The 13,385-nt window shown below is 67.4% G+C and carries 10 protein-coding genes; all 10 read right to left on the reverse strand.

All coding sequences use genetic code 11. The annotated features are described in order from the left end of the window. Positions 1-26: 26 nt before the first annotated feature. The 10 genes from obgE to WEA80_11655 all read right to left on the reverse strand — a co-directional run bounded on the left by obgE (position 27) and on the right by WEA80_11655 (position 13,073). Positions 27-1,046: a GTPase ObgE gene (obgE, locus tag WEA80_11610; protein MEX1187227.1), complete on the reverse strand. Its 1,020-nt coding sequence runs from the start codon at positions 1,044-1,046 to the stop codon at positions 27-29. A gap of 17 nt (positions 1,047-1,063) precedes the next feature. Further along, a complete protein-coding gene (locus tag WEA80_11615) occupies positions 1,064-1,702 on the reverse strand; it encodes a carboxymuconolactone decarboxylase family protein (protein ID MEX1187228.1) in 639 nt (212 codons plus the stop codon). Between the two features lie 479 nt (positions 1,703-2,181). Further along, on the reverse strand, positions 2,182-3,498 hold the full coding sequence (gene preA, locus WEA80_11620; protein MEX1187229.1) for an NAD-dependent dihydropyrimidine dehydrogenase subunit PreA: 1,317 nt from the start codon (positions 3,496-3,498) through the stop codon (positions 2,182-2,184). 360 nt (positions 3,499-3,858) lie between these two features. Then, positions 3,859-5,169 (reverse strand): NAD(P)-dependent oxidoreductase, encoded by a 1,311-nt coding sequence (locus WEA80_11625; GenBank protein ID MEX1187230.1) that lies wholly within the window; start codon positions 5,167-5,169, stop codon positions 3,859-3,861. A gap of 95 nt (positions 5,170-5,264) precedes the next feature. After that, entirely contained in the window at positions 5,265-6,860 is a 1,596-nt protein-coding gene (locus WEA80_11630; GenBank protein ID MEX1187231.1) for an NCS1 family nucleobase:cation symporter-1, read from the reverse strand. A gap of 57 nt (positions 6,861-6,917) precedes the next feature. Beyond that, on the reverse strand, positions 6,918-8,228 hold the full coding sequence (locus WEA80_11635; GenBank protein MEX1187232.1) for an aspartate aminotransferase family protein: 1,311 nt from the start codon (positions 8,226-8,228) through the stop codon (positions 6,918-6,920). Between the two features lie 124 nt (positions 8,229-8,352). After that, entirely contained in the window at positions 8,353-9,744 is a 1,392-nt protein-coding gene (gene hydA, locus WEA80_11640; protein ID MEX1187233.1) for a dihydropyrimidinase, read from the reverse strand. Between the two features lie 472 nt (positions 9,745-10,216). Then, positions 10,217-11,056 carry a nitrilase-related carbon-nitrogen hydrolase gene (locus WEA80_11645; GenBank protein ID MEX1187234.1) on the reverse strand — a complete coding sequence of 280 codons (840 nt, stop codon included), beginning with the start codon at positions 11,054-11,056 and terminating at the stop codon, positions 10,217-10,219. Between the two features lie 266 nt (positions 11,057-11,322). Beyond that, on the reverse strand, positions 11,323-11,484 hold the full coding sequence (locus WEA80_11650) for a hypothetical protein (GenBank protein MEX1187235.1): 162 nt from the start codon (positions 11,482-11,484) through the stop codon (positions 11,323-11,325). Positions 11,485-11,624: 140 nt separating this feature from the next. Then, a complete protein-coding gene (locus tag WEA80_11655; protein MEX1187236.1) occupies positions 11,625-13,073 on the reverse strand; it encodes a CoA-acylating methylmalonate-semialdehyde dehydrogenase in 1,449 nt (482 codons plus the stop codon). Between the last annotated feature and the right edge of the window lie 312 nt (positions 13,074-13,385).

Here is a 13,385-nt window from a genome sequence, read left to right on the forward strand (position 1 = left end):
CCCCGAGCCACGAAGCCGCGAACGCCTCACGGCAGCTCCGCAATGTCGTCGCGCTTTTCGGTGGCCTTGCGCATCGACAAGAGCTGCGACCACCACGCCGCGAGCAGATGCTCGAGACCGGTCCTGCCCGCCGCGCTGATCGAGTACACCCCGAACGCGTCGGGCGCGTCCAGCTCGGGGACCATGTCCTCGCCGATGATGTCGAGCTTGGTGAAGACCACGCAATGCGGCTTGCGCGACAGCTCCTCCGAGTACGCCGCGATCTCGGCGCGGAGCTGGTCGTACTCCGCCTGCCAATCCATGCTGTCGATCGGAATCAGGAACGCGAGGATCCGCGTGCGCTCGATATGCCGGAGGAACTGAAGGCCGAGGCCTTTCCCCTCGTGCGCGCCCTCGATGATCCCCGGGATGTCGGCGACCACGAACGTGCGATGATCCGACAGCTGCACCACGCCGAGGTTGGGCGCGAGCGTGGTGAACGGATAGTCGCCGATCTTCGGGGTCGCGGCCGAAATGACGGACAGCAGCGTGGACTTGCCGGCGTTCGGCTGTCCCACCAGCCCGACGTCCGCGATGAGCTTGAGCTCGAGCTCGATCGTGCAGACCTCACCTTCCTCGCCCGGCTGCCACTCGCGCGGCGACTGGTGCGTGGCCGTCGCGAAGAAAGTGTTCCCCTTGCCACCGCGCCCGCCCTTCGCGGCCACGAACGTCTGCCCGTCCTCGAGAATCTCGGTGAGCAGCTCGCCGGTACGCTGGTCCCGGATCGTGGTCCCTGGAGGAACGGGCAGCACGACATCCTTCCCCGACCGGCCGGTCTTGTTGCTCCCCATGCCGTGCTCGCCGCGCTCGGCGCTCCACCGGTCGCGATACGTGTAGTCGAGCAGCGTCGCGAGGTTCGCGTCGCCCCTGATGATGACGTCGCCGCCGCGGCCGCCGTCGCCGCCATCCGGTCCGCCCAGCGGCACGCGGAATTCGCGGCGGAAGGACGTGCACCCGGATCCCCCGGTGCCGGCCTCGATGTGGATGACGGTCTTGTCGATGAACATCTCTAGCTGCCCGCCATTCAGACGCGCTTCGCGTGGATCTTCTCGAGGAGCTGCCGGTACCCGGCCACGTCGCCGGCCGGAACCAGGTCCGAGATAGCGTCCAGGGTCGCGGAGATCTCCGGCTCGGTAGCGCCCGCGTTGAGCGCCCCGTGCAGGTGCGAATGGAGCTGGCGTTGCTGCCCAGTCGCGGCGCACGCAGCTACGACGGCGAGCTCCCGGCGCTTGAGGTCGAGCCCTGCGCGAGCGAGGACTTTGCCATAGCCGTCGACGATCATCCATTCGTCGAGATCCGGATGCAGCGCGCGGATGTTGCCGCGCAGGTTCTCGTACGAGTCGCCGTACACGATCCGGCAGGTTTCCTCGCCGCGCGCCCGCCATCCGTCCACCCGGTCACCGGCGGCAGGCTCTGTAGCACGCGCTGGCGCCGGCGGGCCGACAGCTCGCCAGGCGCGAGCGGCGTTGAGCGCGCGCGGAAAACCGGCGAACAGATACGACTGCAGAATGACTTCGTCGATGACCACACGCGACGCCACGCGCGCACCGGCCTCCAGCTCCCGCCGGACATCGGCTTCGCTCCCCCCGGCGATGGCCGCCGAGATCCTGACAATCGCGCGAGTCTCCTCATCGAGGAGAGTTTTATCAGCCTGTGCCTGCATGTCCGTCATCGTAGGTATGCCCGCGTGATCATCATCTTGCGGCGGAATCTAGCCGAGGTCCTCAGTTTGACCGTGGCTCGGGACCTCGGCTCGTGGGGACTCGGCCTCGGTACCCGCGCTCCGGCCGCTACGCGCGCAAACTGCGCGCGCTAAGACGCGGCCTTCGGCGGGCACCGGGCGCGAGTCCCCACACCGGAGCTGAAGCCGCGGGCGGGAGACTGCGCGCTCGACTTGCAGCTCTCAGCGTGCGCGCATCCAAATCCGGCATCCAGGCACCGCGCGACGACCTCTCCCCGATGCATCGTCCACGGGCAAACCGCGGCGAGAAGGAGAGAAACTGCGGGCGCTTGCAGTGAAGGTCGGGGCGGGCATCGGGGTCGGGCGGCCGGCCCGTCTTAGCGAGCGCAGTTTGCGAGCGTAGGGCCGGCGCCCGGCCCCGATGCCTGCCCCGACCCGGCGCGCGAAGCGCGCCGGGCAGTTCAGCCCGACTTGGGCGCGGAGCTGAACGTGGCCGTGTGGAAGTGTTCGGAGCGCGGGGCCAGGACGCCGTTGCCGGCCGTGAAATCTTTCCAGGTGACCGGCGGATAGTCGTTCGGCACCCGCTGCATCGAGATGCAACCCTGCACCGGGCACACCTGCGCGCACAGGTTGCAGCCCACGCACGCCTCCTCGATGATCTCGACAACGGGCCCGCCGTTCACGCGCGGGAAACGGCGGATCGCCTGGTGCGCGCCGTCCTCGCACGCCGTCCAGCACAGCTCGCACTTGATGCACTTGCTCTGATCGATGGACGCGACGACGTGGTAGTTGAGATCGAGGTTCTCCCACTTCGTCACCTTCGGCAGCGCGCGCCCGCGCAGCTCCTCGATGTTCGCGATCCCGCTCTCGTCCATCCACGTCGACAGTCCGTCGGTGAGGTCTTCGATGATTCGGAAGCCGTAGTGCATCACCGCGGTGCACACCTGCAGCGTCGTCGCGCCGAGCGCGATGAACTCGGCGGCGTCGCGCCACGTGGAGATCCCGCCAATGCCCGAGATCGGGATCTTCACCGCCGGATCGCTCGCGGTCGCGGACAGCAGGTTGAGCGCGATCGGCTTCACCGCCGGCCCGCAGTACCCGCCGTGGCTGGACTTGCCGCCGACGTCCGGCAGCGGCGTGAAGGTGTTCAAGTCAACGCCGACGATCGAGTTGATCGTATTGATGAGCGACAGCGCGTCGGCCCCGCCTTGGACAGCGGCGCGCGCGATGAACGTGATGTCGGTGACGTTGGGCGTCAGCTTGACGATCACCGGAATGCGCGACACTTCCTTCACCCAACCCACGATATCGCAGGTGTACTCCGGCACCTGCCCGACCGCCGCGCCCATCCCGCGCTCGCTCATCCCGTGCGGGCAGCCGAAGTTCAGCTCGATTCCGTCGGCGCCCGTGTCCTCCGTCCGCTTGACGATGTCGTGCCATGCTTCGCGCCTGCTCTCCACCATGAGGGAGACGATGACGGCGTTGTCCGGGTAGTTGCGCTTGGCCACGGCGATCTCGCGCAGGTTGTCCTCGATCGGGCGGTCGCTGATGAGCTCGATGTTGTTGAACCCGATCATGCGATGGATGCCGAGGTCGATCGAGCCGTACCGCGAGAACACGTTGATGATCGGCTCACCGACCGTCTTCCACACCGCGCCGCCCCAGCCCACGTCGAACGCCTTCGCGATTTGTCCGTACGTGTTGGTCGGCGGGCCCGACGCGAGCCAGAACGGATTCGGCGACTTTATGCCGGCGAAGTTGACGGTCAGGTCAGCCATCATTTCTCCCGGGGCGGAGGTGGCTTGGCCCCCTTCGGCCGCTACGCGCGCAAACTACGCGCGCTAAGACGCGGCCTGTGGGGACCAGGCCGCCTCCGCCCTGGCTGGATCCAGACCGGGCAGGCGTACCCGCGAGGGCGAGCGCAGCCGTGTAGTTCCGGCTGCGTCGGGCCGCCGTTTGTGCGTCTCGCGCGAACAGCCGCGGCCGCGGCATCAATGCGCGCGCTCTTGTCGGCGGGTGTGACCACGGCCTGGCGTGGGCGGGCCCCGGGGTGGTCGCAGGCCGCGTCTTAGCGCGCGTAGTTTGCGCGCGTAGCGGCCGAAGACCATCCCGGGGCTCGCCCGCGCGCACACCAGTGCTCACGCAACCGCCAAAGCCGAAGACAGCAATGCATGAATGCGCGCGGCCGCGGCTTTGCCTTCGGCGGCGGCATTGACGATCTCGGCGCCGCCGCTCGCGGCGTCGCCGCCGACGAAGACGTGGGGCTTGGAGCTGGTCATCTCGCCCCCCTCGATCGTAAGGCCCGCGTCGCGCGCGAATTCGTCGCGCGGAAGCTGGCCGGTCGCCTTGAGCAGCATGTCGCACGGGATCACGTGCTCGCTCCCCGGAATCTCGACGGGCGATCTCCGCCCACGCGCATCGGGCGGGGCCAACTCCGCGCGAACGCACTCGAGGCCGGTGATCGCGCCGTCGCCCAGCACGCGCTTGGGGACCGTGAGGAAGCGGAACTCGCAGCCGTCGCGCTTGGCCAGCTCGTACTCGTACAGATACGCGGGCATCTCATCCTCGCCGCGACGATACACGATCGTCACGCGCCCGGCGCCGAGCCGCTTGGCCTGGGTCGCGGCGTCGATCGCGGTATTGCCCGCGCCGACAACGATGACGTCGTTGCCGACCTTCGTGTCGGAGTACGGATGCGTCTTGAGGTGCTCGATGAACGACAGCGCGTCCTGCACACCGGCGAGCTCCTCTCCGGCGATGCCGAGCGCGCGCGTGGCGCCGACGCCCACGCCGACGAAGATCGCGTCGAAGTCGCGCTCGAGATCGGAGAACGGGATGTCGCGCCCGATCACGACGTTAGTGTGCAGCTCCACGCCCAGCTCGAGAATCTTCTTCGCCTCCGCGAGCGCGGTCGGCGGGCGCATCTTGTACTCGGCGATCGCGTACGTGTTGAGCCCGCCGGGATCCGGATGCGCCTCGAAGATCGTCACGGCGTAGCCCCAGCGCCGCAGATCCTGCGCGCACGACAGCCCGGCGGGACCCGCACCCACTATCGCCACCCGGTAGCCGTTGTCCACGCCCGGCGAGAAAAGCTTGAGGTCGTGTGCCAGCACGTGGTCGGTCGCGTACCGCTGCAGCAGCGCGATCTTGATCGGCTCTTCGTCGCGGTCGTTCAGCACGCACGCGCCCTCGCACAGCACTTCGACGGGACAGGCGCGCGCGCACGAGTGGCCCATCGGGTTCGCGTCGAGGATCACCCGCGCCGAGCCGGTGAGATTCCCCGTCATGATCTTCTTGATGAACGCGGGCACGTCGATGTGCGTCGGGCAGGCGATCGTGCAGGGCGCGTCGTAACAGAACAGGCACTTCGACGATTCCACCAGCGCCGCGTCCGGCGTGAGCGGCGGCGCGATGTCCGCGAAATTCCTGTCGAGCTCCTCTGCTGTCAAGCGGTTACTAGTCACTAGTCACCAGTCACCAGTCACGGTAGTCGTTCGCTCCTCTGCCTTGAGGCGGTTACTAGTCACTAGTCACCAGTCACTAGTCACGGTACCTGCTCCTCCCCGGTCTTCGTGCTGGTCGCCTGCCCTGTCCGGCTCGAGAACACCAGCGTGTCCGCCAGCGCCGGCGGCCCGACGACCCTGTGGCCGGGGTAGAACACCCGCATGCCGATGAGGTACACCACCGCTGAGATCGCGAAGCCGGCGAACCATGCCCATTGATACACCGCGGTCGCCCAGCCGGGCGCGTCGATCGCTCCCAGCGCTTCGAGGAAACCCGGGAGATTCGGGAGCACTCCGGCCAGCAAGGCGACGACGGCGACGAGATTCACGCCGCCGGTGTACTCGTATTGCCTGCCGCGCAGGAACAGCGCGTCCGGCCGCAGCACGCGGTTCCGGATAAGGAAATAGTCCGCGATCATGATTCCGGCGACCGGGCCGAGCAGCGCGCCGTAGCCGATCAGCCAGGTGAAGATGTAAGCGGCCGCGTCGTTGTACAGCTTCCACGGGAACATCAGCACGCCGATCACGGCCGTGATCAGCGCGCCCTTGCGGAACGAGACCCGGCTCGGCGAAACGTTGCTGAACGCGTTCGCCGGCGACACTACGTTGGCGGCGATGTTGGTGGTCAACGTCGCGATCGTGAGCCCGATCATCGAGATGATCACCATCGCCGGGCCGCCGATGCGCGCGAGCAGCGCGACCGGATCCGAGATGCGCGTACCGAAGATCACCACCGTGGCGCTGGTGACGGCGGCGCCAATGAAGGCGAACAGCGCCATCGTCACCGGCAGTCCGACGGCCTGCCCCACCACCTGATCGCGCTGCGACCTGGCGTAGCGCGAGAAGTCGGGAATCGAGAGCGCCATGGTGCCCCAGAACGCGACGGCCGACGTCAAGCCGGCGCCGAGAATTCCGAGCGGGGGACCGGTCCTGTCGGCGGTCGGAGCGGGATTGTCCAGCATCGGTCCCCAGCCACCGGCTTTCACGTACGCCCACGCGAGCAGCGCGATCCCGATCACGAGCAGGAACGGCGAGCCGTACGTCTCGAGGAACTTGATCGATTCCATTCCGCGCAGCACGATCGCGAGCTGGATGAGCCAGAAGATGGTGAAGCAGATCAGCTCGCCGGTGCCGAGGCCGACCCACGCGGGCAGGATCGTCGGAAGCGCCGCGATCCCGGGCCACAGCACCTCCAGCAGCTTGAAGATCGCCCACCCACCGATCCACGTCTGAATTCCAAACCAGCCGCACGCGACGATCGCCCGAAGCAGCGCGGGTATGTTCGCGCCGACGACGCCGAACGACGCGCGCGCGAATACGGGAAACGGAATGCCGTAGCGCGTGCCGGCTTCGGCCACGAGCGCGATCGGGATGAGCACGATGACGTTGCCCAGCACGATCGACCCGACGGCCGCCTGCCAGCTCCAGCCGCCGTCGACGAGGCTGGATGCCAACGTGTACGTCGGAATCGTGATCGCCATTCCCACCCACAGCGCCGCGAAATGAATCCAGGTCCACGTGCGCTCGTTGGCGGGCACCGGCGCGAGATCGGCGTTGTACAACCCGGGATCGTACGCGCCGCCCGTGCCCATCTCGTACGTCAGGCTCGGGATTCCGCGGTGCTGCTCCGTCGTCATTTCACCTCCGCCAGCGCGCGGCGCGTCCTGGCCGCACCGTCACGGTATTGCGGGTTGTCATTTGACCTCCGCCAGCGCGCGACGCATCCTCGCCGCGCCGTCGTCGATCTCCGCTTCCGTCACCAGCATCGACGGAGCGATCCGGATGACGTTCCCATACAGCCCGCCCTTGCCGATCAGCAGGCCGTGCCGCTTGGCGGCCTCCATCAACTGATTCGTCTTCCCCTTCGCCGGCTCCTTCGTCGCGCGATCTTCCACGAGCTCGATCGCCTGCATCAGCCCCATGCCGCGCACGTCGCCGATGAAGGCGAACTCTTCCTTGAACGCTTCCAGATGCGCGCGTAGCTGCCGGCCGCGCTCGGCGGCGCGCTTCGGCACGTTCTCGCGCTCCATGACCGCGAGCGTCGCGCGCGTCGCGGCCATCGTCACGGGATTGCCGCCGAACGTCGAGATCGTGAGGCCGGTGAACGCATCGGCGACTTCCGCCGTCGCAATCGTCGCGCCGACGGGCGCGCCGTTGGCGATTCCCTTGGCGAACGTCATGATGTCCGGCTCCACGCCCCAGTGCTCGATGCCGCACCAGTGGTCGCCCGTCCGGCCGAAGCCCGTCTGCACTTCGTCGCAGATGAACAGGCCGCCGTACTTCCGCACGATCCCGACGGCGATCTCGAAGTACTCCGGCGGCGGCGTGATGAATCCGCCGACTCCCTGGATCGGCTCGGCGATGAACGCTGCCGGGTGGCCGCTGGTCGTCGTCTGGATCAGCTCCTCGATGTCCTTGGCGCAGCGCACGCCGCACGAATCCGGCGCGAGACCGAGCGGGCAGCGATAGCAGTACGGCGACAGCGCGTGCTTGATCCCGGCCACCTGCGTCGAGATGAGCCGCCACGGCGAATGACCGGTGAGCGATAGCGCGTTGAGGCTCCGCCCGCTGTAACCATGGCGCAGCGCGATGATCTCGTCCTTGCCCGTGAAGATCTTGGCGAGCAGGATCGCGGTCTCGTCCGCCTCGGTGCCGCTGGTCGTGAAGAAGCTCTTCTTTAGCTTGCCCGGCGTGATCTTCGCCAGCTGCTCGGCGACGTCGACGATCGGTTGCGTGGGGTACAGCGTGGACGTGTGGCCCAACTGCGCCATCTGCTCTTCTACCGCGGCAGTGACCTCGGGGTGGCAGTGCCCCAGGCCGACAGTAAGGATCCCGCCGAAGAAATCGAGGTACTCGCGCCCGTCGGCGTCCGCGACGCAGCAGCCGTCGCCGCGCGTGAGGACGATGGGCTCTTCGTAGTAGTTCGCGACGCAGGGAAAGAGGAACTCTTTGTGCCTGGCGCGCACGTCCGCGGCGTCGACGGCGTTTCCATTGGCGGGCTTCATGAGATTCCGCCGATGCCGGAGATCGGACTCTTCACGGCGGGATCGCTGGCGGTCGCTGAGCGGCTCACCTCCGTCCCGGCGACTTGCTCGGCCGCATGTGGCGGCATCGCATGAGAGCACCGCATCAATGGGTCGCCTCCCTCTCGATGAATTGTCCGCGTCCCAGTGTGCCGACGAACTGGCCGTCGCGCGCCTGGATCCTTCCTCGCACCGTAACGACGACCGACCGGCCGATCCGATCCCAACCCTCGTAAGCGTTGTAGTCCACGTTGGAGTGGCTCTCGTCCAGCGAGAATTTCCCGCGGTAAGCCGGATCGTACACCACGAGGTCGGCATCGCTGCCGACCTGCACCGTCCCCTTGCGCGGATACATCCCGAAGATCCGCGCGGCCTGCGTGCTGCACGCGTCCACCATCGTGTTGAGATCCATCCGCCCGGCCATGACGCCGTGCGTGTGAATCAGGTCCACGCGCTCCTGGATGCTGGCGATCCCGTTGGGAATCTTCGTGAACGCGTCGCGCCCCATCTGCTTCTGGTCCTCGAAGCGGAACGGCGCGTGGTCGGTGCCGATCGTGCTGATCGCGCGCGACTTGAGCCCGTTCCAGAGCACGTCCTGGTTGCGCTTCTCCCGGAGCGGCGGCGACATGACGTACTTCGCGCCCTCGAAATTCCCGCGCCCGGCGTAGCTCTCGTCGAGCACGAGGTGCGGCGCGACGGCTTCGATCCACACGTCCACTCCGCGATACCGCGCCGCGAGCGCTTCGCGCACCGCGTCGTCGCAGGACGTGTGCACGGTGTAGACGTGCGTGCCGAGCAGCGCGGCGAACGAGCAGATGTGGTGCACGCCGCTCGCCTCGACGACGGGCGGGCGGGACGGGCCGTGCCATTCGGGACCCGTCTTCCCCTCCGCGAGCAATGCTTGCTGCATCGCGTCGATCGCTTCGGCGTTCTCGCAGTGCGCCGTGACGATGACGCCCAGCTCGCGCGCGAGCTTCATCGCGGCAAAGAGGTCTTCGTCCGACAGGTCGAGCGCTCCCTTGTACGCCAGGAAGACCTTGAACGACGCGACGCCGGCACCGACGATCCTGCGGAACTGCTGCCGCGCGGATTCGTCGAACCGCACGACGGACATGTGGAAGGTGTAGTCCATGGCCGAGATGCCGTCGGCCTTGGACTTCCACACTTCGAACGCGTCCCACGGCTCGTCGGTGGGGCCCGGGCAGATCATCTCGATGACAGTGGTGGTCCCGCCCGCCAGCGCGGCCCTGCTCGCCGACTCGTAGTCGTCGGCTGCGTGCGTGCCCATGAACGGCAGGTGGATGTGCACGTGCGGGTCGATGAATCCCGGGAACACGTACTTCCCCGTTGCGTCCACTATCTCGAGATCCTTCGGCGGTAGCGACTTCGGATCAATGCTCGGCTCGATGCGCGTGATCGTCTCGCCCGCCGCGTACACGTCCGCGACATAGTCCTCCGTCGCCGTAATGATCCGCCCGCCGCGTATCAGCAGAGACATGCTGAGTTCAGAGTTCCGGGTGGCTCGTGTAGATGACCGCTCGCACGACTTCGAGTCCCGCTCCGGTCGCTACGCGCGCAAACTGCGCGCGCTAGCACGCGACCTTCGGGGACCCGAAGCCGCGCGAGCTGCCTCCGGGGCGAGGCTCCGAATTCCTGACCACCCCTGTTCCGCTGTTCGCGCGGGCGGATCATGTCGCCGACCGCGACCAGCCGGCGGTTCGCGCGCGGCCGCACCGGCAGCATCGCGCCCGCCGCGGGAGGGAAAGGCGGTTCTCCCGAGTCGCATACCGTTCGGGCACGCGCGAATGCCCGGGCAGCCCGCGGACCCGGTGGTCCCCGCAGGCTGCGTCTTAGCGAGCGAAGCGAGCGTAGCAGCCGAAGTGGGACCATCGGGTGTGCGAGCTGCGGCGCACCGTGCGCGCGTAGCGGCCGAAGCGGGAGTACCGGCACCGAGAGCTGCGCCGAAACGATCATGGCAACTGCTCGGTCAAATCAGAGTATGTATCCGGCCGGCGGTCGCGGTAGAACTGCCAGGTGCGGCGGACTTCTTCGATCATGCCGAGGTCGAGGTCGGCGATCACCAACTCGTCGTCTTGCTCGCTGCCGACCGCCAGGAAGTTGCCGCGCGGATCCACGAAGTAGCTCGTGCCGTAGAACTTGCCGATGTTCCACGGCGCCTCTGTGCCGACGCGGTTGATGCAGCCCATGAAGTAGCCGTTCGCGACCGCGTGCGCCGGCTGCTCAAGCTTCCACAGGTACTGCGACAATCCCTTCACCGTGGCGGACGGATTGTACACGATCTCCGCGCCGTGCAGACCGAGGAGCCGCGCGCCCTCGGGAAAGTGCCGGTCATAGCAGATGTACACGCCGATCTTGGCGTACCGCGTCTGGAACGTGGGGTAGCCGAGGTTGCCGGGCTTGAAGAAGTATTTCTCCCAGAACCCGGACGTCTGCGGAATGTGATTCTTGCGGTACTTGCCGAGGTACGTGCCGTCCGCGTCGATCACCGCGGCGGTGTTGTAGTACACGCCCGCCATCTCGCGCTCGTACACCGGCACGATGATCACCATCTCGTGCTTCTTCGCGATCTGCTGCATCAGCTCGACCGTGGGACCGGGCACGGCCTCGGCGATGTCGCACCAGCGCGAGTCCTGGCTCGGGCAGAAGTACGGGCCGTTGAAGATCTCCTGCAGGCACAGGATCTGAACGCCCTTGAGCCCGGCCTCCTCGATCATCGGCAGGTGCTTCGCGAGCATCGCGTCGCGCACGTCTTCAACCGACGCCCCTGCGTCGTTGAGAGGGTTGCTCATTTGAATCAACCCGCTTCGTACCGTCCGCTGCCCGGTTGCCATGTCGCGGCGCGACGCGTGCTGGACTCGGGATGGGCTTTGGCGCCTACGCGAGCTGGCGCTCGCTAAGACGGCGCCGTCGCCCACCCCGGTCCGCGCACGCGGCGGGCGGGCACTGCTGCCGCGGCCGGTGGTTGCGGCTTTGAGCTTGCCACTGCCGGCCTCTCCGCCGCCCGGGCGTGGTCTCGTTCGCCCTGAACCGCGTTTCGCTGCCATGCTCCGCCTCCCTACTTCGGCGAGCGGCCCGCGGCCAGCATCCCGATCAGGATGCCCGCGCCGATTCCGATTCCGATGCCGATCGCCAGGTTGCCGGTGAGGACGCCCATGCCGGCGCCGGCGGCTACGCCGATCGCGACCCAGAAGCCTAACATCCCGGAGTTTCTAGCCATTCTTTCTCCTTAGGTGGATGCGCCCACACGGCGCCGGGTCCCCGAAGGCCGCGTCTTAGCGAGCGAAGCTCGCGTAGCGGCCGGAGTGGGACTCGGCGTCGCGTGGACGCGGCGCTCGGGACAAAGACTGAAAACACCGGTCACGTCCAGCGCGAGATGACGACTTTCTTGTCGGTGTAGAACTCGATCGCGTCGGTTCCGTTCGCCTTCAAGTCGCCGAAGAAGGAGCGCTTGGTTCCGCCGAACGGGAAGAACGCCATCGGCGCGGCGACACCGATGTTGACGCCGATCATGCTGACGCCGACGCGGTAGCGGAACTCGCGCGCGGACTTGCCGCTCGTCGTGAAGATCGACACCGCGTTGGCGAACGGGTTCCTGCGCACCGCCTCGATCGCGTCGTCCAGCGTCTCCGAGTGCGTCACCGAAGCGACGGGCCCGAAGATCTCTTCGCGCGCGATTTTCATCGACGGATCCACGTCCTCGAATATCGTCGGGCCGACGAACGAGCCCGATGGGTAGCTGTCGACGGTCGTCTTGCGGCCGTCCAGCGTAAGCGTGGCGCCTTCGCTCACGCCATGCTCGATGTAGCTGAGCACTCTCTCGCGGTGCTTGTGGGAGACGACGGGACCCATCGTCACGCCTTCGTCCAGGCCGTAGCCGACGTTGATCGCCTTGGCGTTGGCGAGCAGCTTCTCGCGCAGCGGCTTGTACGCGTTGCCGGCGCCGACGATGATGCTGCCGGCGAGACAGCGCTGCCCCGCGCAGCCGAAGATGGACTCGGACACGACCGACACCGCACGGTCGAAGTCCGCGTCGGGCATGACGACGATGTGGTTCTTCGCCCCGCCCAGCGCCTGCACGCGCTTGCCGTGCGCGGCGGCGGTGGTGTAGACGTGCTTCGCCACGGGACTCGACCCGACGAACGACACGCCGGTGATCCCGGGGTGCTCCAGGATCGCGTTGACGACGTCCTTGCCGCCGTTGACCAGGTTGAGCACGCCGGGCGGAAATCCCGCCTCGTGCGCCAGCTCGAAGATCCGGATCTGCGACAGCGGCACCTGCTCGCTCGGCTTCAGCACGAACGTGTTGCCCGTGGCGACGGCGTACGGCAGGAACCAGAGCGGCACCATCGCCGGGAAGTTGAACGGCGTGATCGCGGCGAACACGCCCATGGGCTGGCGCACGAATTCGCAGTCGATGCCCGACGCGACGTCCTCCAGCGTCTTGCCCATCATGAGCGCCGGGGTACCGCACGCGTGCTCGACGTTCTCGATGCCGCGCTTGAACGAGCCGCGCGCTTCGTCGAGCGTCTTGCCGTTCTCCTGCGTGACGATCGTCGCGATCTCGTCGAAGTGCTGGTCGAGCAGGTACTTCAGCTTGAACAGGTAGCGCGCGCGCACGACGGGCGGGGTCTCGCGCCAGGTCTTGAATGCGTGCGTGGCTGCCTGCACGGCGGAGTCCACGTCGGCGCGCGTGGACAGCGGGACTTGCCCGAGCCACTCGCCCGTGGCCGGGTTCGTGACCTCCTGCCACACGGTGGTGCCAGACCGAACCCACTCACCGCCTATATAGTTGCGCAGCTGCTTCAATTGGCTTCCTGTAAACGGTCGTCCAACATGTCCGCCATCCCGTGTTGTTGCAAGCCTTTACGGTGTCTGCAAACTGCCCCTGCGGGGGTTCGAGGCGGGTCGGGGCCCGGCCTGGGCGCTACGCGAGCAAACTGCGCTCGCTAAGACGCGCCCGTGGCCGGGCCCCGACCCACCCCGAACCAGCAAGGGCACCCGCGAGCGCAGGCACCGCCACTAATCCGCACTCCCTATCCCCCGCCCGGAGCCGAAGCCAAGCGCCGCGCGGCCTACAAGTCCGTTCCCGCACTGGCCGCGGCCTCTGACCAAGTCGGG

The organism is Gemmatimonadaceae bacterium (genome assembly GCA_040882285.1).
Taxonomy (GTDB): domain Bacteria; phylum Gemmatimonadota; class Gemmatimonadetes; order Gemmatimonadales; family Gemmatimonadaceae; genus JACDCY01.